The organism is Ferruginibacter sp. (assembly GCF_028288465.1).
Classification (GTDB): domain Bacteria; phylum Bacteroidota; class Bacteroidia; order Chitinophagales; family Chitinophagaceae; genus Ferruginibacter.
In genome coordinates this window covers 1-20,670 of record NZ_JAQBNR010000051.1, presented here as the reverse complement: position 1 = coordinate 20,670, position 20,670 = coordinate 1, and the positions used below count along the sequence as shown (strand labels likewise).

16 protein-coding genes, 1 pseudogene and 1 riboswitch are annotated in these 20,670 nt (G+C 40.8%); of the genes and pseudogenes, 10 read left to right on the top strand and 7 right to left on the bottom strand.

The window, feature by feature from the left end; all coding sequences use genetic code 11:
* Positions 1-24: 24 nt before the first annotated feature.
* The 4 genes from aat (at position 25) to JWR61_RS19605 (ending at position 4,619) form a co-directional block, all read left to right on the top strand.
* Positions 25-666 carry a leucyl/phenylalanyl-tRNA--protein transferase gene (gene aat / locus JWR61_RS19620; protein WP_301929421.1) on the top strand — a complete coding sequence of 214 codons (642 nt, stop codon included), beginning with the start codon at positions 25-27 and terminating at the stop codon, positions 664-666.
* 188 nt (positions 667-854) lie between these two features.
* Complete coding sequence (locus JWR61_RS19615; protein ID WP_301929420.1) at positions 855-2,441, top strand: sensor histidine kinase; 1,587 nt, start codon at positions 855-857, stop codon at positions 2,439-2,441.
* Positions 2,442-2,565: 124 nt separating this feature from the next.
* Positions 2,566-3,921: a serine hydrolase gene (locus JWR61_RS19610; protein WP_301929419.1), complete on the top strand. Its 1,356-nt coding sequence runs from the start codon at positions 2,566-2,568 to the stop codon at positions 3,919-3,921.
* Between the two features lie 2 nt (positions 3,922-3,923).
* Positions 3,924-4,619, top strand: coding sequence for a LytTR family DNA-binding domain-containing protein (locus JWR61_RS19605; protein ID WP_301929418.1), 696 nt, complete (start codon positions 3,924-3,926; stop codon positions 4,617-4,619).
* A gap of 50 nt (positions 4,620-4,669) precedes the next feature.
* Here JWR61_RS19605 and JWR61_RS19600 read toward each other — a convergent pair whose 3' ends face one another.
* From JWR61_RS19600 to JWR61_RS19570, 7 genes are all read right to left on the bottom strand, one after another.
* The gene (locus JWR61_RS19600; protein WP_301929417.1) at positions 4,670-5,335 is read right to left on the bottom strand and encodes a DUF2013 domain-containing protein; all 666 of its coding nucleotides are present in this window, start codon (positions 5,333-5,335) and stop codon (positions 4,670-4,672) included.
* Positions 5,336-5,534: 199 nt separating this feature from the next.
* Positions 5,535-6,179 carry a hypothetical protein gene (locus JWR61_RS19595; RefSeq protein ID WP_301929416.1) on the bottom strand — a complete coding sequence of 215 codons (645 nt, stop codon included), beginning with the start codon at positions 6,177-6,179 and terminating at the stop codon, positions 5,535-5,537.
* Positions 6,180-6,324: 145 nt separating this feature from the next.
* On the bottom strand, positions 6,325-6,822 hold the full coding sequence (locus tag JWR61_RS19590; protein WP_301929415.1) for a WG repeat-containing protein: 498 nt from the start codon (positions 6,820-6,822) through the stop codon (positions 6,325-6,327).
* A gap of 219 nt (positions 6,823-7,041) precedes the next feature.
* Complete coding sequence (locus JWR61_RS19585) at positions 7,042-9,432, bottom strand: ribonucleoside-diphosphate reductase subunit alpha (RefSeq protein WP_301929414.1); 2,391 nt, start codon at positions 9,430-9,432, stop codon at positions 7,042-7,044.
* Positions 9,433-9,555: 123 nt separating this feature from the next.
* Complete coding sequence (locus tag JWR61_RS19580; RefSeq protein WP_290340211.1) at positions 9,556-10,536, bottom strand: ribonucleoside-diphosphate reductase small subunit; 981 nt, start codon at positions 10,534-10,536, stop codon at positions 9,556-9,558.
* Between the two features lie 107 nt (positions 10,537-10,643).
* A riboswitch (cobalamin riboswitch) is annotated at positions 10,644-10,819 on the bottom strand.
* Positions 10,820-11,202: 383 nt separating this feature from the next.
* Positions 11,203-13,458 carry a Tex family protein gene (locus JWR61_RS19575; protein WP_301929413.1) on the bottom strand — a complete coding sequence of 752 codons (2,256 nt, stop codon included), beginning with the start codon at positions 13,456-13,458 and terminating at the stop codon, positions 11,203-11,205.
* Between the two features lie 68 nt (positions 13,459-13,526).
* Complete coding sequence (locus JWR61_RS19570) at positions 13,527-14,894, bottom strand: exonuclease domain-containing protein (protein WP_301929412.1); 1,368 nt, start codon at positions 14,892-14,894, stop codon at positions 13,527-13,529.
* Positions 14,895-15,259: 365 nt separating this feature from the next.
* On the opposite strand from JWR61_RS19570, the gene JWR61_RS19565 reads away from it, so the two are divergent.
* The 6 genes and pseudogenes from JWR61_RS19565 to JWR61_RS19540 all read left to right on the top strand — a co-directional run.
* Entirely contained in the window at positions 15,260-16,414 is a 1,155-nt protein-coding gene (locus JWR61_RS19565) for an acyl-CoA dehydrogenase family protein (RefSeq protein ID WP_301929411.1), read from the top strand.
* 161 nt (positions 16,415-16,575) lie between these two features.
* Positions 16,576-17,226 (top strand): YggS family pyridoxal phosphate-dependent enzyme, encoded by a 651-nt coding sequence (locus tag JWR61_RS19560; protein ID WP_301929410.1) that lies wholly within the window; start codon positions 16,576-16,578, stop codon positions 17,224-17,226.
* 319 nt (positions 17,227-17,545) lie between these two features.
* Complete coding sequence (locus tag JWR61_RS19555; RefSeq protein WP_301929409.1) at positions 17,546-18,313, top strand: TSUP family transporter; 768 nt, start codon at positions 17,546-17,548, stop codon at positions 18,311-18,313.
* A gap of 3 nt (positions 18,314-18,316) precedes the next feature.
* The gene (locus tag JWR61_RS19550) at positions 18,317-19,033 is read left to right on the top strand and encodes an SDR family NAD(P)-dependent oxidoreductase (protein ID WP_301929408.1); all 717 of its coding nucleotides are present in this window, start codon (positions 18,317-18,319) and stop codon (positions 19,031-19,033) included.
* Positions 19,034-19,261: 228 nt separating this feature from the next.
* Positions 19,262-20,125, top strand: a complete 864-nt coding sequence (locus JWR61_RS19545; protein ID WP_301929407.1) for a hypothetical protein — start codon at positions 19,262-19,264, stop codon at positions 20,123-20,125.
* A gap of 115 nt (positions 20,126-20,240) precedes the next feature.
* Positions 20,241-20,670: pseudogene (locus tag JWR61_RS19540) on the top strand (Mur ligase family protein); the annotation flags it as partial.

Here is a 20,670-nt window from a genome sequence, read left to right as displayed (position 1 = left end):
GAGTACAAATTTTATCTTTGTACTATGGTTGTTTTAAATGATAAGCTCATATTTCCTCCTGTTGAAACAGCTACCCCTGAAGGAATCATTGCCATTGGCGGCGATCTTAGCATGGAAAGATTATTACTGGCTTACCGCAGCGGCATATTTCCCTGGTACAGTGAAGGCGAACCCATTGTATGGTGGTGCCCCGACCCAAGGTTTGTATTATTTCCTGAAAAATTACGTGTAACAAAAAGCATGCAATCAGTGCTCAACAATGGCACTTTTCGTTTTACGATTAACCGGGCTTTTACCAAAGTAGTACAAAACTGTAAAACCATCACCCGCAAGGAGCAGGAAGGCACCTGGATTACACCAGCTATCGAGCACGCCTATACGCAATTGCATGAGCAAGGCTTTGCACACAGCGCAGAAGCATGGATAAACGGTGAACTTGTAGGAGGATTGTATGGTATTCGCCTTGGCAATGTTTTTTTTGGTGAAAGTATGTTCAGCAAACAAAGCAATGCCAGCAAATTTGCATTTATAAATTATGTACGCCAGTTGCAAAAAGAAAAGGTGGCCTTAATAGATTGCCAGGTTTACACAGCGCATTTAGAAAGCCTGGGCGCTGGTATGATCAGCCGCAATAAATTTCTGGCGCTACTGGCCGATAACCTATAGTTGGCTGGCTATTTATGATCTATCTATTGTTTTACATTTCTGAATACTGTTTTATTTTTCCTTTTGATAGCTTCATTTCGTAACAAATAATTTATTGGTTGCGCTTCCCATCACATTTTTTGCAGGTTCCGTCACATTGCCTGTAAGGCCTTCTACCCGGAGCTTACTTTTGTTTAAAATACAACACGATGAAAGTAAGATGGCGCCAGCACGAAATGATATTTGTAACCATGGCTGCCGCGATGCTGCTGGGCGGTTATGTGTGGCGCATGCGTAACACAGCATGGCAGCAATATGCCGGGCCCTTTATCAATAACCATGTGCCGTTTAATTTATTCCGCAATGTGTTATTGCCGGATATTGGCGTAGCGCTGTTGCTATATTGTACATACCTTTTTTTAAACCTGGTAACAATTCCGCGTTTAACCTCGCCAAAAAAGTTGGAGGCTGGCACGGCCCAAATAACAGTCTCGCTCAAAAAAATAATAATCTACGCACTTGCCGGAAAAATATTAAAAAAAGTATTGTGGCTGATAGTACAATTTGTTTTGATTGTTTTGTTGCTTGGTACGGCTTACAACGCGGCCGTCTATTTAAGTCATGAGTGGCAATTTCATTACCCCGGATTTTCCATCTTTTTTAATAAAAACAATCCCAACTCCCAGCTGAATATTTGGGGCGGTTATGCAATGATTGCTTTTTTATTGGGTGCTTATTTGCTGTATGCTTTCGTTCGTGAATCAGTAATTAATGCTATTGAAGAATTTTCCGGCAGGCGGGCGTTCCGCACCTTTATTTGTAACCAGGTAACCGTTTTTTTAATTCAGATTTTTTTGGTGCCGTTCTTCCTGGTTTCGTTTAACCTGGTGCATGGTGGCAGGTTTGTCATAGCCTTTTTTTCGCTGGTTATCCCGCTGTTCCTGGTTTTTATGAGCAATACCTATTGGCTTTTTCCACTTAAAGGTGAGGGGTCATTTTTTGCGAGACCAGTCATTAACCGCTTGCTGATAACAACCTTTTTATTCACCCTGCCTTTTCCTTTGGCTTTTCCCACAGATCATATCAGCGTTTTTATCATCGGTTGGGCCACGCAATTATTGGTTATAACACCTGTTACCTGGCTGGTTTATCAGCAAAAGAAAGATAAAATATTGGCACTCGTAGGTGCACAAAAAGCCCTGGTAAAATCAACAGCCGATCTGCAATTTTTGCGATCGCAGATTAACCCGCACTTTCTGTTTAATGTGCTCAATACCCTGTATGGTGCCGCCCTGCAGGAAAAGGCAGACCGCACTGCCACCGGCATTCAGCAATTGGGAGATATGATGCGTTTTATGCTGCACGAAAACAACCTCGACCGGATTGACATGAACCGGGAAATTGATTACCTCAATAATTATATAGCGCTTCAAAAATTGCGTACCCAATCATCTCCGGAAATTATTATTGAAGATAATATCAGTGAACAAAACTGTCACCACAAAATAGCCCCCATGCTGCTGATTCCTTTTGTTGAAAATGCGTTTAAACATGGCATCAGTCTCACGGAAAAATCATGGATAAAAATTAACCTCGCCTGCAATGAAAAAGAAATTATTTTTTCTGTACGCAACAGCATGCATTTCCGGCAGCAGGACGATCCTGAAAAAGAAAAGTCAGGTATTGGTTTTAAAAATGTGCTGCAACGGTTGAAACTGATCTACCCCGGCAAACACACTATTACAGCGAACGGAGAGGGCAAAGAGTTTTTTGTGCAACTATCCATTCAGCCATAAGATCAAAAGATAACAGCAGGTACAAGTGTGTGACGCCACCGAAGCTCGATAGTAGTAACAAGGCCCGGCTCAAAAAAAATGCTGCGTCGTTAAAGCAACCATCATATTTAAACTTAACAAGAACATGAAAAAAATAGTTGTATTTGCCCTTGCAGTAGCATTGACGCAAGTTGTATTTGCACAGGATTCTACAGTCAGAAAATTAGACGAGCTAATGACTGCTTTTACAAGCGTGGGCAGGTTTAATGGTGCTGTACTGGTAGCACAGCATGGTAAAATCTTACTGCAAAAAGGGTATGGCATAAAAAACGCGGAGGATAAAAGTACCAATGATGTCAGCACAAGATTTCAGGTAGCATCTGTCACAAAACAGTTTACTTCAGCAGTTATTTTAAAGCTGGTAGAGTTACATAAAATGGCATTGAATGATAAGCTCAGTAAGTATTACAGGGATTTCCCCAATGGCGATGTTATTACCGTAGAACATTTACTCACACATACTTCAGGACTAAGAAATTTTACAGAAGAAGACTCTTCCATTAATACAGCTGAGGAACTAAAAACGGTGCAGTATTTTGAAAGATTAAAACCTGATTTTGCACCCGGAACGGATTGGCACTACAGTAATTCAGGCTATGTACTATTGAGTTACATTATTCAACAAGTGTCAGGCATGAGTTACTGGCAGGCAGTGAGGAAATACATTTTTACACCATTGAAAATGAACAACAGCGGCTTCGATTTTATACATGTTGCCCGTGATAAAAAAGCGACCGGCTATGATTTTTTAATGGGCTCTTCCCGTCAACCTGCTGACATCACAGACTCTACAGGTCCCTTTGGTGCGGGGGCAATTTACTCAACAGTAACAGATATGTATAAATGGCATCTTGGTTTGCAGGCGTATAAAGTTGTAAATAAAAAGTGGATGGATAAAGCTTATACGCCCTGCGCTTTGCATAATTATGGTTATGGCTGGCAAATAGATTCTGTGTATGGCAGAAAGATGGTGTCGCATAGTGGTTCTATCTCAGGCTTCGGAAGTAATTTTGCAAGAATACCGGAGGATGATATTTGCGTTGTTTTGCTTAGCAATAAAAGTGGTTCAACAGGAGAGGTGATGCATATAACGGATAAACTGCTTGCTGTGTTATATCATCAGCCATACAGCATACCGGTCAAACTAATACCAGTTGCCATTGAGCCAGCGGTTTTAAAGAAATATATCGGCACTTATACCATAGAAGAAATACATTTAACGGTGGATGTAACTGCAGGTGATGGAATATTGATTGCTCAACCAAAAAGGGACGGGCATCCGGGACCAACATCACTGTTGCATCCTTTGAGTGCTATATATTTTTATGATGAGCATGATGAAGACTTAAAAGTGACTATTGATATAGATGCTGCAGGCGAAGTAAAAGGCTTAAAGATTTTACAAAAGGGCGTAACAAAATATGCGAATAAAATAAAGTAAACATGCTTACAGCAATCGCCATAGATGATGAACCCATCGCACTGGAAGTGGTCAAAAGCCTTTCCTCCAAAATTTCATTTATTGACCTGGCAGCTACTTTTACCAATGCATTTAAAGCAATTGAATATTTACAGAAAGAAAAAGTGGATCTTATTTTTCTGGATATTAAAATGCCGGATATTTCGGGGATTGATTTGTTGAAATCCCTCTCCAACCCGCCGATGGTTATATTTACTACCGCCTACAGCGAGCATGCGGTACAGAGTTTTGAACTGGATGCGATTGATTACTTACTAAAGCCTTTTTCGCTGGCCCGCTTTTTAAAAGCCTGTAATAAAGCCAATGAACAATTTCTACTGAGAAATAAAACCATTGCGCCATCACAGGAACCAACAGCCATTTTTATTAAGAGTGGTTACGAAATGATCAAAGTGGAACCGGAGACTATTCTGTATGCAGAAAGCAGCGGCAATTACATGCAGTTTGTTTTAGAGAACCGTAAAATTGCCTCCCGCCTCACTATGAGTGAAACAGAAGCTTTATTGCCTGCTTCCGATTTTATAAGGGTTCACCGCTCTTATATCGTATCAAAAAAACACATTCAAAAAATGGATAGAAAAAGTATCTGGATAAAGCAAACAGAGCTTCCAATTGGCGCCGCTTATATTTCAGCAATTGAAAAAATAGCTTTTAGTTGATGTTAGTTGGTCAAGCCCCAATAGTATAAATATGTTCATGTTAGCAGAAGTTATAATCCAAATTTCAATAGCAACTCGCCAAACTTGTTGATTTTATATTCAAAAGTAGGAGCGATTTTATGCCTTGAAGAATCTGTCATTTTTTGTATATACTCTTCTTGAGCTCTGTTGTCTTTAATTATCCTTGTAAAGAATCCTACTTGAGCTAAATTTTCTTTTATACTGTAAGGAACTCCATATGGTTGTTCATTTTGCTTGAGTCCAATTAAATCATCAATATATGCATGATCTACGTAAGATGAAAGTCTAAAAAATTCTTCTTGTGTTATGTCGTTCTCAATTAGTGCTTTGAATAGCTTGCCGATTATATCGGCTTTATTTAGATCATCAAGTCTATTTAGGGCTATAAGCAGTTTCTCGCTTACGGTTTTAGATTGCTTCTTTTTTTCTAGTTCCTTAATAAATTTCTCTCGTTTGTCTTGCGAAATATCTTTTAAGTGAAATAAGAATTTTAAAATCTTTTTGATTAAGAAATGTTCAGTAATTTTTTTCGCAAGATTATATGTTTTATAACCGATACCAAGAATAGGAATGTCCTTAAGTAACTCATTTTCTATTAACTGATCAATACCAGCTTCTAGAATTTCGGTACTGATTTCAGTCAGAGTTTCTGAAACTACAGAGTCAAGTATGTCAATAGGTTGATTATTCTCCATAATAAGTTCTGCTAACGGTAAGTATTTGCGATGGCAGGGCTTGTGTGTTCCATCAGCCGACGCCAAAGCTGATTTATTTTCTTTTGCCCACGTTAACTACAAATGTTCAACAGAGAAATGTCAGCCGATAACAAATGATGAATATAATTACTACTGCTGAATTGCGTTCCGTTGCACCCTGCTATTGCAAATATTTTTGTTATATGCCGTTTTTTGTTGGTTTGAATTTAAAAAAATATTTATAATGTAACCGCTTCTTGATGTAACCGTTTTTGAATGAATCAGCATCCTCATAAAAAGCCTTTGTCGTTATTTCAGCATATCCAAAAATAGTTTCGTCCGTTGTGAATTTATCTGCACTTAAAACAATTCTTATTGTCTCTGCTGGAATTGTTAAATCATTTGTCTTGTCGTTTGTGAGTTCTGTTCTGAATGGAGTTCCATTATCGCGATATTCATTGAAAATTGTTGTCGCCAAATTTTTAAAAATTTTGTGTTGAATAGATTGACTAAAAAATTGTGTCCCTACTCCAATTGTTAAAGTGTCAGAGTTAATTTGTCCACCACAAAATGATAAGTCATATTGCTTTTCTTCATCATTTTTATAACTGTAGCTATTAGCAACCTCATCTTTATTTAGTGTGTCAATTTTATGTTCCGTTAAAACAACTAAGCCTCCGTGAAAACTTGTGTCCTTATAAGCTTCAATTGCTTTCTGTTGTAACCAAGCGGGTAATTTGTTATATGCATCTTGATATTGTTGTTCTACTGTTTTGTCAAACGTTACCTGAGCATAAGAGTGTGTGAAAATGAAGATGGAAAACAGAGTTATTAGGTTTCTCATAAAATGGAACATAACGGACACGCATTTATGCAGACCGGGAAATATATTTTCGTCTGCTCGTAACCGAAATCAAATGTATAATTAAAAGCTCATTGTTAGCGGGTCGGGCACTCTTGCGTAAAAGTGAATGTCATATGCCGTCAGCTTAGTCACTTACTGTTTTTGGGGCTTTTATTTTCCTTCCTTTTTTGTCAATGTAAAACCAGCTCTCACTCGTCCAATAAGAATGTTCGCCGTCTGAATGTTTCGTACAGTTTAAGCCAACTTTTGCAATACCATTTTCAAATGGAAAAGCGCATTCAAATTGAGGTTTGATAATAACTTTTCCAGTCGCTTCGTCAGCATAGCCAATCTTGTTATTCATTATAATTCTAAAAAGCCCGTCAGCAGCATAATCTGGCCCGTTGTCAAACGGAAACACCTTGTATAAAATGTTTTGTTTCTTGTCGATTGCAATAAAGCCAAAGGTCTTGTCCGCTACTATTGCGAAAGTTTTGAAAGTGTCGGTAAAACAAAAGCTGTAATTGTCAGCTCGAATTATCGTGTCGCCATTTTGATTTAAATAACCGCATTTGTTTTTTGTCGTGTCAACAAAGGATAACCAATGGTCATTGCTTTTATTGCTTTGTCCAAATACTGTCAAACAATAAAGAAATAAAAAGAGTAACAGGTTTATTTGAAGTCGCATCTTAAAATGGCATATAACTCGTTTATTGACGCAACCTAATCCTTTAAATTGCGTCAATGAACATACATATGCTTCATCGATGCAACAGTAAAAAGAACCTATCGCATGAATATGTTGAGATTAAAAAACGCAGGTAAAAAATTACCTGCGTTCCTCATTTATTTTATTTGTTAATTACGATCCGCAACTGATACAACCATCCTGCATGGTGCAAGTCTGGCCGGTGAAATCAGCTTCAATATCGTCTACATTGTTTTTATTTTCAGCATTGATATGCGGTATTACTGGTGCCATTTCTTCGCTGCCCTGCTTTTCAATCGTAAACTGAACAGCTTGTGTGGCGGCTTGTGAACGCAGGTAATACATTCCTGTTTTTAAGCCTTTCTTCCAGCCATAAAAATGCATGGAGGTTAACTTGGAAGATGTTGGATTGTCTACAAATAAATTCAGTGACTGGCTCTGGCAAATGAATGCACCGCGGTCGGCTGCCATATCGATGAGGTTACGTTGCTTAATTTCCCAAACTGTTTTATACAGTTCTTTTAGGTTAGCCGGTATTTCATTTATTTTCTGTATAGAACCGTTGGCGGCAATGATCCTGTTCTTCATGTCGTTGTTCCATAAACCAAGGCTCACCAGGTCTTTCAGCAAATGTTTGTTTACAATGATGAACTCACCGCTTAAAACTCTTCTTGAATAAATATTGGAAGTGTAGGGTTCAAAACATTCGTTGTTTCCCAATATTTGTGACGTCGACGCTGTTGGCATTGGTGCTACCAGCAAACTGTTTCTTACACCATGTTCTACTACTTCTTTTCTTAAACTTTCCCAATCCCAGCGGTCAGATGGTTGCACGTTCCACAGATCAAACTGGAATTTTCCTTTTGACAGTGGAGAGCCATGGAAAGATTCGTAAGCACCTTCTTTGATCGCTAAATCTTTACTTGCCGTCATAGCTGCAAAGTAGATGGTTTCGAAAATATTTTTATTTAAGATCTTAGCCAGGTCGCTTTCAAAAGGCAGACGCAATAGAATAAAAGCATCGGCCAAACCCTGTACACCCAATCCGATCGGGCGATGACGCATATTGCTGTTCTTTGCTTCTTCTACAGGATAATAATTATAATCGATGATCTTGTTCAGGTTCAGTGTTGCCTGGTAAGTCACTTCGTACAACTTATCCATATCAAACGTACCGTTGATCACAAAACGTGGTAAAGCGATAGAAGCCAAATTACAAACCGCTACTTCATCCGGGCTGGTATATTCTATAATTTCTGTGCAAAGATTACTGCTCTTAATGGTACCCAGGTTTTGCTGGTTGCTCTTGCTGTTGGCAGCATCCTTATACAACATGTACGGCGTACCGGTTTCAATTTGCGAATCTAAAATAGCAAACCAAAGTTCCTGTGCCTTGATGGTTTTTCTTGCCCTTCCTTCTGCTTCGTATTGCGTATATAATTTTTCAAATGCTTCGCCGTGGCAATCGCTCAGGCCCGGTGCCTCGTTGGGGCAGAACAGGCTCCATTGTCCGTCGGCTTCAACCCTTTTCATAAACAGGTCACATATCCACAAGGCATAAAATAAATCCCTTGCACGCATTTCTTCTTTACCATGATTTTTCCTCAGGTCTAAAAAAGCAAATATATCCGCATGCCATGGTTCAATGTAAACAGCGAAAGCGCCTTTGCGTTTGCCACCACCCTGGTCTACATAACGTGCCGTATCATTGAATACCCTCAGCATTGGTACAATGCCATTGCTGGTACCATTGGTGCCACCGATGTAACTTCCGGTTGCACGGATATCATGTATCGCTAAACCAATGCCACCGGCACTTTGAGAGATTTTAGCGGTCTGTTTCAACGTGTCATAAATACCATCGATGCTGTCTTCCTTCATAGTCAGCAAAAAGCAGCTGCTCATTTGCGCTTTCGGTGTGCCTGCATTGAATAAGGTCGGCGTAGCATGTGTAAACCAGCGTTCGCTTAATAGGTTATAAGTTTTAATAACACTGTCTATATCGCCCTTGTGAATACCCACAGACACACGCATAAACATGTGTTGCGGACGCTCTACAATTTTACCATCCACCTTTAACAGGTAAGCTTTTTCCAGTGTTTTGAATCCAAAATAATCGAAGCTGAAATCACGGTCGTAAATGATGGTGCTGTCCAGTACTTCGGCGTTCTCTTCAATCACCTGCCATACATCATCCGCCAGCAAAGGAGATTTTTTACCGTTTGATTTATCAACATACAAATACAATTTCTTCATTGTTTCAGAAAAAGATTTGATGGTATTTTTATGTAAGTTGCTTACCGCAATCCTTGAAGCCAGTATCGCATAATCCGGATGTTTGGTGGCGAGTGAGGCCGCTGTTTCTGCTGCAAGATTATCCAGTTCGGTGGTAGGAACGCCGTCGTATATCCCTTCAATTACTTTTTTAGCCACATCAATGGCATTTACGAGTGGGCTTAAACTGTAAGATAACTTCTCTATACGGGCGGTTACCTTGTCGAACTTAATGGTTTCTTTTTTACCATTTCTTTTAATTACATGCATAGCGTCTGAACTTTATATATGGAGTAGATAATTTAATTTTTGCTGAAAATCTTAGCGACAGAAAAGCTAACAATTATATTGAAAATTGCTGCTTACTTTGTTTCCACAGATGTTAATTACTTTTTAAAAGTCTTCTTCGAGGGAAAAAGCCTGCGATTCTTTGGAACCCATTACACCTGCTTTCTGGTAATCACCCACCCGCTTCTCGAAGAAGTTGGTTTTACCCTGCAGGCTGATCATTTCCATAAAATCAAAAGGATTGGTGGCATTGAACATTTTGGGATAGCCCAATTCTGCCAGCCAGCGATCGGCAACAAATTCAATATATTGCTGCATCAGTTTGGCATTCATGCCAATTAAGGCTACAGGCAAAGCATCGGTTATAAATTCTTTTTCAATCGTTACAGCATCGGCAATAATAGTGAAAACTTCGTCCTTTGTTAACTTGGTTTCCAGCATGCTGTACAGCAAACAGGCAAACTCACAGTGCAATCCTTCATCACGGCTGATCAGCTCATTGCTGAATGTTAAGCCCGGCATCAAGCCTCTCTTCTTCATCCAGAAGATGGAGCAAAAACTACCACTGAAGAAGATACCTTCTACGGCAGCGAATGCAACCAGGCGCTCTGCAAAATTGCCTTTTTCAATCCAGCGCAACGCCCACTCTGCTTTTTTCTTTACAGCAGGTACGGTATCGATGGCGTGAAACAGGCGCAATTTTTCCTTCGGATCTTTTATATAATTATCAATTAATAAAGCATAGGTTTCCGAGTGAATATTTTCCATCATAATCTGGAAACCGTAAAAGCACCTTGCCTCTGGCAATTGTACTTCACTCATAAAATTAACCGCCAGGTTTTCATTTACAATACCATCGCTGGCGGCAAAAAATGCCAGGATATGAGAAATAAAATGGCGCTCACCATCATTCAGGTTGTCCCAGTCTTTTTGATCACTGCTTAAATCAATTTCCTCGGCCGTCCAAAAACTGGCTTCGTGTTTTTTATACATTTCCCACACTTTGGGATAGTTGATTGGAAGCAGAACAAAACGTTCTTTGTTTTCTCTTAAAAGTAATTCGTTGCTGTTTGTACTGTCTGACATGATGGTGATATTATTCGTTTATTTAAACGCAATATTGAAAACGGCGGCCGACAGTAAACCCTGTGTTGAGTTGGTTTATTGAAGTGCTGTGATCTTTATTGCGAAGATGCTGCACTGGTTGTTCAGGCTGGTAATCTGACTTGTAACTGATTCGCACCGGCATACTCACCGGGTTGAAATATGTATCAATAGTGTTACTTACAGTTGCGCAACAGTCCATGATTTTCACATGGTTCCCCTATCAAATTCGTTTGTCTTAATTACCTGAACAAGATGTACAAGAACTAATGCAATAGTACTACCGGTTTTTATTGGCTGCGGTAAAAGTTAATCACACAATTTGTTAATATCGCATGAAACCTTTGTGTACAGCGTATTGTGCCGGGGATACCTTATTTTTCAACATCTTTTTAACGAATTGGGTATAAAAAAATATTGAAAATTCCACAAAATTTGTAAGCCCGAAAAACGGCGTTCTGCCGGGTGGGGCACCCCAAAAAGGGTGACTCACCCAAGAGAACGGAAAGCGTGTAAAAGATTGCAGGAAAACGTCACCATGGCCAAATATGGTTAATGATTTCGGCGCCCAGCAAGCCTTTCCCCGCCGCCCGTTGAGCTTTTCCTAACCGCACGGTGAGCCACCCTTTTTGGGGTGACCCACCGGGGTTAACGACCAAATTTTTGTTTAAGTGCTGCAAGGGCATCGTTTAGTGGCAAATCGGCGATTGGCTTTTTTGCGGCTCCTGTGTGAGGCGTTCCCTGCCGGCCTTGTGAGTTGTTGTTGCCGTATTGTTTTCTTGCAGGGGCTTCCTCTGTTTGTTTAATGGATAACGCAATGCGTTTTCTTACTGCATCCACTTCTAGCACTTTCACTTTTACATGCTGATTCAGTTTCAGCACTTCGTTGGGGTCAGTAATATAGGTATGCGAAATTTCTGATACGTGTACCAATCCATCTTGCTTTACGCCGACATCAATAAAGGCCCCAAAGCGGGTAATATTGGTAACTACACCCGGCACTTCCATGCCCACTTTTACATCATCAATGCTGTAAATATTGGCAAACTCAAAAGCCTGAGCTTCGCTGCGTGGGTCAAGCCCCGGTTTCTTTAATTCATTCAGGATATCCTTAATGGTAAGCTCGCCAATCTGTTCGGTGGCATATTTTTTTGCATCTACTTTTTTTAATAATTCTTCTTTGCCGATGAGTGCCTTTACTTCCACGCCCAAATCTTTTGCCATTGCTTCCACCACCGGGTAGGCTTCCGGATGTACCGCACTCTGGTCCAGCAAATCTTCGCCTTCTTTGATGCGCAAAAAGCCGGCGCATTGTTCAAATGCTTTGCCACCTAAACGTGGTACTTTCAGCAATTGTTTGCGGCTGGTAAATTTGCCGATTTCATTTCTGTATTTTACAATATTATCGGCTAGTGTTCCGCCGATACCACTTACATAACTAAGTAAATGTTTGCTGGCGGTATTTAAATTTACACCGACGTTATTTACGCAACTTATTACAGTAGCATCTAACCTTTCTTTTAAACGAAACTGATTTACATCATGCTGGTACTGTCCAACACCAATGCTTTTAGGATCCAGCTTTACAAGCTCGGCCAACGGGTCCATCAATCTTCTTCCAATACTCACTGCACCACGAACTGTAATGTCTTCATTGGGGAATTCTTCCCTGGCTATTTCGGAAGCTGAATAAATAGAAGCGCCATCTTCATTCACCAAAAATACCGGCAGCCCCAGATTTAATTTTTTGATGAAATTATCTGTTTCCCGGCCGGCAGTTCCATCGCCAATGGCAAAGACTTCGATGCCGTATTGTTGTACTAAATTTTTAATTTTTATCTCTTCTGCTGCAACGCGGTTGTGTTCATGCGGAAAGATGAGGTCCGTCTTTTGCAGTTCTCCTTTTTCATCCAGGCAAACCACTTTACAACCTGTTCTGTAGCCAGGATCAATAGCGAGAATTCTTTTACTGCCGATAGGAGAACTTAACAATAACTGGCGCAGGTTTTCTGCAAATACATTGATGGCTTCTTCATCTGCTTTGGCTTTTAAAGCTGTTCTGAATTCTGTTTCCAGGCTGGGCTGTAATAACCTGCGGTAGGCATCTTTCACAGCTTTTCGCAACTGGTCGCTGCTGGAACTCATGCCTTTGATATACATGGCTTCAATCATCTCCTGCGATGCCTCTTCAGCAGGAGAAATAGCAATGCGTAAATAGCCTTCCAGAAAGCCACGTAACACAGCTAAAATTCTGTGTGAAGGCGTTTTGGAAATCAACTCTGAAAAATCAAAATAATCTTTGTACTTAATGCCTTCTGTTTCTTTATCAGTTACCACTTTACTTTGCAGAGTGGCTTCGGTTTCAAACAGTTTACGAAGCTTCGCCCTTACCTGTGCATCTTCATTTATTTGCTCCGCGATGATGTCGCGGGCACCTTGTAAGGCTGCGTCGGCATCCAATACTTTTTCATTAATGAAAGTGGCGGCGGTAGCAATTAAGTCAATATCTTTTTGTTCAAGCAATGTATTAGCCAGGGGTTCCAATCCATTTTCCCTGGCGGTTTGCGCTTTGGTTTTTCTCTTTGGTTTGTATGGCAGGTAAATATCTTCCAACTCTGCAATGGTGGTGGCCTTATTGATTTTGGCCTGCAGCGCTTCCGTCATTTTTTCCTGGTCGGTAATGGTTTTTTCAATGAAGGTCTTGCGCTCATGAAACTCTTTTAAAAATTTGGCTTCATCCTGTATCTGCTGTATCTGCACTTCATCCAGCGCACCGGTTTTGTCTTTCCGGTAACGGGCAATAAACGGTATGGTAGAACCCTCTTCCAGTAAGGTTAATACTGCCTGTACCTGCTGTAATTTTATATTTAATTTTTGCGCTATTGGTTGTACGAAGTCTGACATTGCGTTGTTGTTTTTTAATTTTAGGGTTGCGAAAATAGCGGTGTGCAACGAAAGAAAAAACTGGAAATTTAATTTTGAAACCTTACAGTAGTTGCGGGCAGGCTGATGCGCTTGTCGGGATGTTTTTCCACAAACAGGTAAATGCTGTTGCGGATGGTATCATTATCGGCGTATGGGTTTAAATATATTTTTAAATCGTCGGCAGAGGAAATGTTTGTGCTTGCAGGCAGGTAGCCCATTCCCCAGAAATTGCCCCGTTCTACCAGCAGGCACAATTTCTCATTTTCTTTTTTGCCGTCATCCATCACCGCAAAAGTGGGGAGTTTTTCTTCCAGCGCTTCCAGGGCTTTTTTAATTTTACCATTGTACACCAGGGGCGGATCTAAAAAAGCGATATCAGTTTCAGTAAAAGCAGTCTTATCTATAAAGCAAAGCTTTTCGTGTAATTCAAATTCTTCAATCATTTTTTTCAGCATCACCAATCCTTCGTGCAATAAATTAAAACTATACAAGGCGGGGAAATTTTTTTTCTTTTTATCGATGGCGAGCCGCTTGTAGCCTCTGTTATCTTCAAACAAATACAATGCATATTTTTGCTGTGGCTGTTTTTGACTTACATTGTATTTGGGCCACAGTCTTCTTATTTCTGCGCTTTCCAGTACAATGGCTTCCAGTTCGGTGGCGCATTCTTTACAGGTTATTTTGCAGATAGTGCGCAAAAAATTCTGCCGTTTTCTATCCGGATCGTTGTGCGTAAAATGGCTGCTCACCCTTTTTTTTATGTTGATGGCTTTGCCTACATAAACGATTTTGTCTTTGACATCATGAAAATAATATACGCCTGGTCCGGCTGGCAAACCAGCTACATCGGCTTTGGTTAAATGCAATGGCAGCCATTGTTCGGCAGATGATTTTTTAAGCATCTGTGCGATGTGCGCTTCGCCACCATTGGCCATACAATGTTCCAGTAACATAACTGTTGCTTTGGCATCTCCGCCAGCACGGTGGCGGTTGTTGATGGGCAATGCCAGTGAACGGCAAAGATTGCCCAGGCTGTAAGATGGCAGGCCAGGAAAAGTTTTTCTGCTCAACCGGACGGTGCATAATTTTTTCTCTGCCAGCTCGTATCCGGCGGCTTTTAAATGGTGTTTTACAAAAGAGTAATCGAAGTTGACATTATGCGCTACAAATATGGTATCGCTTAACAGGTTGTACAGGGTCGAAGCAATCTCGTCAAATGAAGGCGCATCAGCTACCATATAATTATCGATGCCGGTAAGCGATGTGATATAGGCGGGTATTTTTTGTTGTGGATTGATGAGTGTTTCAAAATGCTTTACCACTTTTTGACCGTCGTGTATAAATACGGCTATTTCAGTAATGCCATTTGCTGACGCATGGCCGCCGGTTGTTTCTATATCTACGATTGCATACATTGGACGTCAAATGTAACAATACTAAAGGAGTTAGCAATGATCTTTTTTTGTTTTGTGACAAAACTGAAAAAGGTAAAATTAAAAAGTAAAAATGTAAAAAAATGCCCTTTAGTTTCGTCAAGTGTTGTTATTCTATTCACGCCGTTTGAACCCTTTTTAAATGTGATTTTATTTTTTTTGAGAGAAAATTTAAAACGGCGCTTATTTTTTACGCTTGGATAAAAGCTCAATTGAAATACAACAGTTCAAACGTGCGACGCCTGTAAAGCTTAACCAGGGAACAAATGCCGGTAAACAAAAAAATTTACCCTGTTATGGGTTAATTGCGATACCTTATTTTTACAAAGCAATAAAAATGATCGATTATGGATTTTCAACTTTCTGAAGAACACCTGATGATTCAAAAAGCGGCAAGGGATTTTGCCATCAATGAATGCCTGCGCGGCGTGATTGAAAGAGACGAACTGCAACAATTTCCAAAGGAACAAATTGAAAAACTGGCGGCCCTTGGCTTTATGGGCATGATGGTAAAGCCTGAATATGGCGGTAGCGGAATGGATACCATTAGTTATGTGCTGGCTATGGAGGAAATCAGTAAAGTAGATGCTAGTGTGAGTGTTTGCATGAGTGTTAATAACAGCCTGGTATGTTATGGTCTGCAGGAATATGCGAGTGAAGAACAGCGGCAACAATATTTAATTCCCCTGGCGCAGGGTAAAAAAGACAATGAATTATATATAGGCGCTTTTTTGCTGAGTGAACCGGAAGCGGGCAGCGACGCAACTTCGCAGCAAACCACGGCGGAAGATAAGGGCGATTATTATTTATTGAACGGCGTAAAAAACTGGATCACCAATGGCAACAGCGCCAGCGTTTATTTGGTAATTGCGCAAACAGATATCAGCAAGGGCAGTCATGGGATCAATGCTTTTATTGTTGAAAAAAACTGGCCGGGTGTAGTGGTGGGCGCTAAAGAAAATAAGCTCGGTATTCGCGGAAGTGATACGCATACCATTTTATTCAACGATGTAAAAGTGCCTAAAGCAAACCGTATTGGCGAAGATGGTTTTGGTTTTAAGTTTGCCATGAAAACGCTGGCGGGCGGCCGCATTGGCATTGCTTCGCAGGCGTTGGGTATTGCCAGCGGCGCCTATGAAAGAGCACTTGCCTACAGCAAACAGCGTAAGGCTTTTGGTAAAGAAATTATGCATCACCAGGCAATACAATTTAAGCTGGCGGATATGGCTACTAAAATATCTTGTGCGAGGTTATTGTGCCTGAAAGCAGCCTGGGAAAAAGATGAACATTTGGATTATACACTGAGTGGCAGTATGGCGAAAGTATTCGCCAGTGAAACGGCCATGTGGACTGCCACTGAAGCCGTGCAAATTCACGGCGGTTATGGTTTTGTAAAAGAATACCATGTGGAACGCATGATGCGGGACGCAAAAATTACGCAGATTTATGAGGGTACAAGTGAAGTGCAACGGATTGTGATTAGCAGGAGTATTTTGAAGTGAATAGCCCCACCTATCCTCCCCAAAGGCGAGGACAGGGAGGAGATGGAGCCTGCAAATGCATTAAAGCCATCGAATTACTGTACTCCATACTTCCAGTTCTTTCTCCTGAGGGAGAAGAGTAGGGATGAGGTGATAGTGCAAAATGAAACATCTAATAAAACATGAGCATCAATAAAGAAAAATACACCCAACTACAACAAGAATTAAATAGCAAGGCTACATTGGTGGCTGTCAGCAAAACCAAGCCTGCAGCCGATATACAAACCCTGTATGATTTAGGGCAACGGGATTTTGGAGAAAATTATGTGCAGGAACTGGTGGATAAAGAAGTGGCTTTACCAAAAGATATTCACTGGCATTTTATTGGCCATTTGCAAAGCAACAAGGTAAAATACATCGCACCATTTGTTCACTTAATTCATGGCGTGGACAGCTTTAGCCTGTTAAAAGAAATCAATAAAGAAGCGGCTAAAAACAACCGGGTAATTGATTGTTTATTGCAGGTACATATCGCCAAAGAAGAAACAAAATTTGGTTTGGATGCAACAGAGCTTTCGGCAGTAATGAAAGAGAAAGATGGTTTAAAAAATATTCATGTCGTTGGGTTAATGGGCATGGCTTCTTTTTCTGATGACTTAAGTCTTGTTCGGGAAGAGTTTAAAACGTTGAAACATTTATATGACCAGTACCCTGATTTTTCTGTTCTTTCGATGGGCATGAGTGGCGATTACACCATTGCGGTGGAAGAAGGAAGTACGATGGTTCGTATTGGTAGTTTGTTGTTTGGGGAAAGGAATTATCCGGTGAAATAATAATGATTAAGAAAAAGACTTTCAGGAATAAATATTAAGAAGTTTTCCAAAACAGCAATTCCCGGTTTAAAGTTAAACTGTAACAAAGCTAAGAATAGAGTTACCAAAGCCGGAACTACTATGCACAATGGTTCAACAAAGCTGCTTGCAAGCAACGGGCTGTATTCGTTGCGGGCTTGACTTTTTTTGTTATCTTTTTTTGTGTCAAGACAAAAAAAGTCAAGTGAAAACAACAACTAGCGAAGTCTTTTACAATCTGAATACACAACTACGCAACTACCAAACGTTGTAAACCATTGTCTTAAAACTGATACTCTTAATGACCCAGGAAATTATTATTCTTTGTACCGCGGCTTTTGCAGCCGGTTTTATTGATGCAATTGTTGGCGGAGGCGGCCTGGTACAAACGCCAGCCACGCTGATTACGCTACCGCAATATCCTGTAGCCAGTTTATTGGGTACAACCAAAATCCCTTCACTGACCGGTACATCCATTGCTGCCTTTCAATATGCTTTTAAAGTAAATATCCGCTGGAAATTGTTAGCTGTTATGTGCAGTATTGCATTGGTAGCAGCCTATGCGGGTTCACTTACGGTGGCACATGTAAGCAATGCTTTTATGAAGCCGTTATTCTTTGTGATACTCATCCTGGTATTTATTTATACATACACTAAAAAAGATTTTGGGCTGGCGGTAGAAAGATCAGTAAGTGTCACAAAAGAATATACCTGGGGCAGCGTCATGGCCTTGCTGCTCGGTTTTTATGACGGCTTCATCGGCCCCGGTACCGGAAGCTTTTTTATTCTTTTCTTTATCAGTATGCTGGGTTTTGATTTTTTAAAAGCAAGTGCGCATGCCAAGCTGGTAAACGTTTCCACCAATATCGGATCCATACTCTTTTTCTCCCGCAGCGGACATATTTTATACCAGTACGCCATCCCGATGGCGTTGTGTAATTTCACCGGTTCCGTGATTGGTGCAAGGCTTGCCATATTAAAGGGCAACAAATTTATACGCGTGTTTTTCTTACTCGTTATAACGGCAACGATTATACGCTTTGGCTATGATATATTTGTAAAAAAATAGTGCATGAACAAGGTGATCATCATTGGCGCCACCTCCGGAATAGGGAAAGAACTGGCGCACCTGTACGCCGCCAACGACTGGCTGGTAGGTGTTACGGGCAGAAGAAGAGCCTTGCTGGATAGTTTACAAAAAGATTTTCCTGATAATATTCTTACGGAATGCTTTGATGTGACCGGTGATGAGAACATTGATTGCATGAAGAATTTAATTCAGCAACTGGGTGGTCTTGATTTGCTGATTTATAACAGCGGTTATGGTGAGCCTTCCGAATCGCTCGATTGGGAAATTGATAAAAACACAACGCTGATCAATGTAAATGGCTTTACAGAAATTGTAAACTTTGCCTTTAATTATTTTATGCTGGAAGGAAAGGGCCATATCGCTGCCACTTCATCCATCGCCGCTATCCGCGGCAACAGCTTTGCCCCCGCATATAGTGCCAGTAAGGCGTACATGAGTAATTACCTGGAAGGACTTTACATCAAAGCACATAAACTTAAATTACCTATTCGTATAACTGATATCCAGCCTGGCTTTATCAAAACAAAAATGGCCAAAGGCAATGGCCAGTTTTGGGTAGCGCCGGTCGATAAAGCAGCGGCGCAGATTTATACAGGAATCAAAAAGAAAAGACGCAAATTATACATAACAAAAAGGTGGCGCCTCGTGGCATGGCTGATGAATGTATTGCCCATCGGCGTCTACAAAAAGTTTGGTTAAGTTGATGGCAGGCAATAGACAATAAATATTGGTCAGGCAGGCAGCAGGCATAATAAATAAGCAATAAAAGGTAACTGGTCAAGCACTCTAGCTATTGACAATTGACAATTGCCCATTGACTATTGACTGTTTTCCTTTTGTTAAACCTTTAGCAGCAATTATGTATTTATACCCGAAATTGCATCGTTTGGTTTTAATAAAATAACTTTGGCACATTACAATCAATCTATGTACGCATCATCATTTGAAGCTGAAAGACAACGCAAGGCATTTATCTACACGGCTATCATTGTAGCGGTGTTATTATTGCTGGCCTTTTTTATTACGTGGCCGATAGTGCAACCGCCCAAACCGTTGGTGGAAGACCTGATTGAAATCAACCTGGGCAACAATGAAGAAGGGTTTGGCCAGGTGCAGCCGCTCATCAAAGGAGAAATGGGGCCATCGCAGGCAGTAGCCGCCACACAGGCAAAAGCAGCGCCGGCGCCCGAACCGCCTGCAAAAGACATTCAGCCGGATGATATTGAAGACAAGGATGCGGCTCCTGTTACAAAGCCCGAAAAAGTAATTCCTAAAGCAACCAACATAGCGAAAGAGCCTGTTAGCAAACCGGTAAAAACAACCAATCCTGCGCCGGTTGTAATGCCTGCACCCAAACCTCAAAAGCCCAAAGCAACTTATAATGGCGCAGGCAATGGCGGAGGAAATGGTGCTACCGAAGATAATGGCTATACTTACCAGGGCAATAAACCCGGTGGTAAGGGTGATGCCGGCGATCCCTCCGGAAAGCCTGACAGTTATGGTAATACGCCTGGTGGCAGAAGTGGCGTAAGTGTTACCCGTGGTGTGCGTCCGCTCAATTTAGGTGCCCTCCGTTTTGAAGATGATTTTAGTGAAAATGCAAAAGTATACCTCGATGTACAATACAATGCTGCTGGCGCATACACCGGAAGTGCCATTGCAAAGGGGACTACAACATCCAATTCAACCATCACCGGTATAGCAAAAAGAAAAGCAGCAGGTCTTAAATTTCCAACAAGTCCGGATGGAGGTGTGTCAACCATCTTATTCAATTTCAAAGTACAGAATTAATTCTTTTTTGAGCCTGGCCTTTTTTCCCTGGTTTAGCTTCAATGGCGTCGCACGTTTTAAAATTTGTATTTCAATTTAGCTTTCATCTAAGCGGTAAGCATTCTATATTTGCGCAATGAATTACCAGCAAACAATTGATTACCTATTTGCTCAATTGCCCATGTACAGCCGCATTGGTGCGGCAGCCTATAAAGAAGATCTGCACAACAGCATTGCCCTGTGTAATGCACTCGATAATCCACAGGCCAAATTCAAAAGCGTACATATTGCAGGTACCAACGGTAAAGGCAGTACCAGTCATATGCTGGCGGCTATCCTTCAACAGGCAGGCTATAAAACAGGCTTGTATACTTCACCACATTTAAAAGATTTCAGGGAGCGTATAAAGATCAACGGGGAAATGATTGAGGAAGACTTTGTAGTTGATTTTGTTGCAAGAACCCGGCAAATTTCACAGCAGATTGAACCCTCTTTTTTTGAACTCACCATGGCAATGGCTTTCGATTATTTTGCCCAACAAAAAGTAGATATTGCCATCATAGAAA

Bases quoted from the DNA above. Each gene is read 5' to 3' on its own strand.
- JWR61_RS19560 (WP_301929410.1), top strand. From the start codon at position 16,576: ATGAGCATCAATAAAGAAAAATACACCCAACTACAACAAGAATTAAAT.
- JWR61_RS19575 (WP_301929413.1), bottom strand. From the start codon at position 13,458: ATGTCAGACTTCGTACAACCAATAGCGCAAAAATTAAATATAAAATTA.
- JWR61_RS19600 (WP_301929417.1), bottom strand. From the start codon at position 5,335: ATGGAGAATAATCAACCTATTGACATACTTGACTCTGTAGTTTCAGAA.
- JWR61_RS19585 (WP_301929414.1), bottom strand. From the start codon at position 9,432: ATGCATGTAATTAAAAGAAATGGTAAAAAAGAAACCATTAAGTTCGAC.
- JWR61_RS19570 (WP_301929412.1), bottom strand. From the start codon at position 14,894: ATGTATGCAATCGTAGATATAGAAACAACCGGCGGCCATGCGTCAGCA.
- JWR61_RS19565 (WP_301929411.1), top strand. From the start codon at position 15,260: ATGGATTTTCAACTTTCTGAAGAACACCTGATGATTCAAAAAGCGGCA.
- JWR61_RS19580 (WP_290340211.1), bottom strand. From the start codon at position 10,536: ATGTCAGACAGTACAAACAGCAACGAATTACTTTTAAGAGAAAACAAA.
- JWR61_RS19615 (WP_301929420.1), top strand. From the start codon at position 855: ATGAAAGTAAGATGGCGCCAGCACGAAATGATATTTGTAACCATGGCT.
- JWR61_RS19550 (WP_301929408.1), top strand. From the start codon at position 18,317: ATGAACAAGGTGATCATCATTGGCGCCACCTCCGGAATAGGGAAAGAA.
- JWR61_RS19595 (WP_301929416.1), bottom strand. From the start codon at position 6,179: ATGAGAAACCTAATAACTCTGTTTTCCATCTTCATTTTCACACACTCT.
- JWR61_RS19605 (WP_301929418.1), top strand. From the start codon at position 3,924: ATGCTTACAGCAATCGCCATAGATGATGAACCCATCGCACTGGAAGTG.
- JWR61_RS19545 (WP_301929407.1), top strand. From the start codon at position 19,262: ATGTACGCATCATCATTTGAAGCTGAAAGACAACGCAAGGCATTTATC.
- JWR61_RS19610 (WP_301929419.1), top strand. From the start codon at position 2,566: ATGAAAAAAATAGTTGTATTTGCCCTTGCAGTAGCATTGACGCAAGTT.
- JWR61_RS19555 (WP_301929409.1), top strand. From the start codon at position 17,546: ATGACCCAGGAAATTATTATTCTTTGTACCGCGGCTTTTGCAGCCGGT.
- aat (WP_301929421.1), top strand. From the start codon at position 25: ATGGTTGTTTTAAATGATAAGCTCATATTTCCTCCTGTTGAAACAGCT.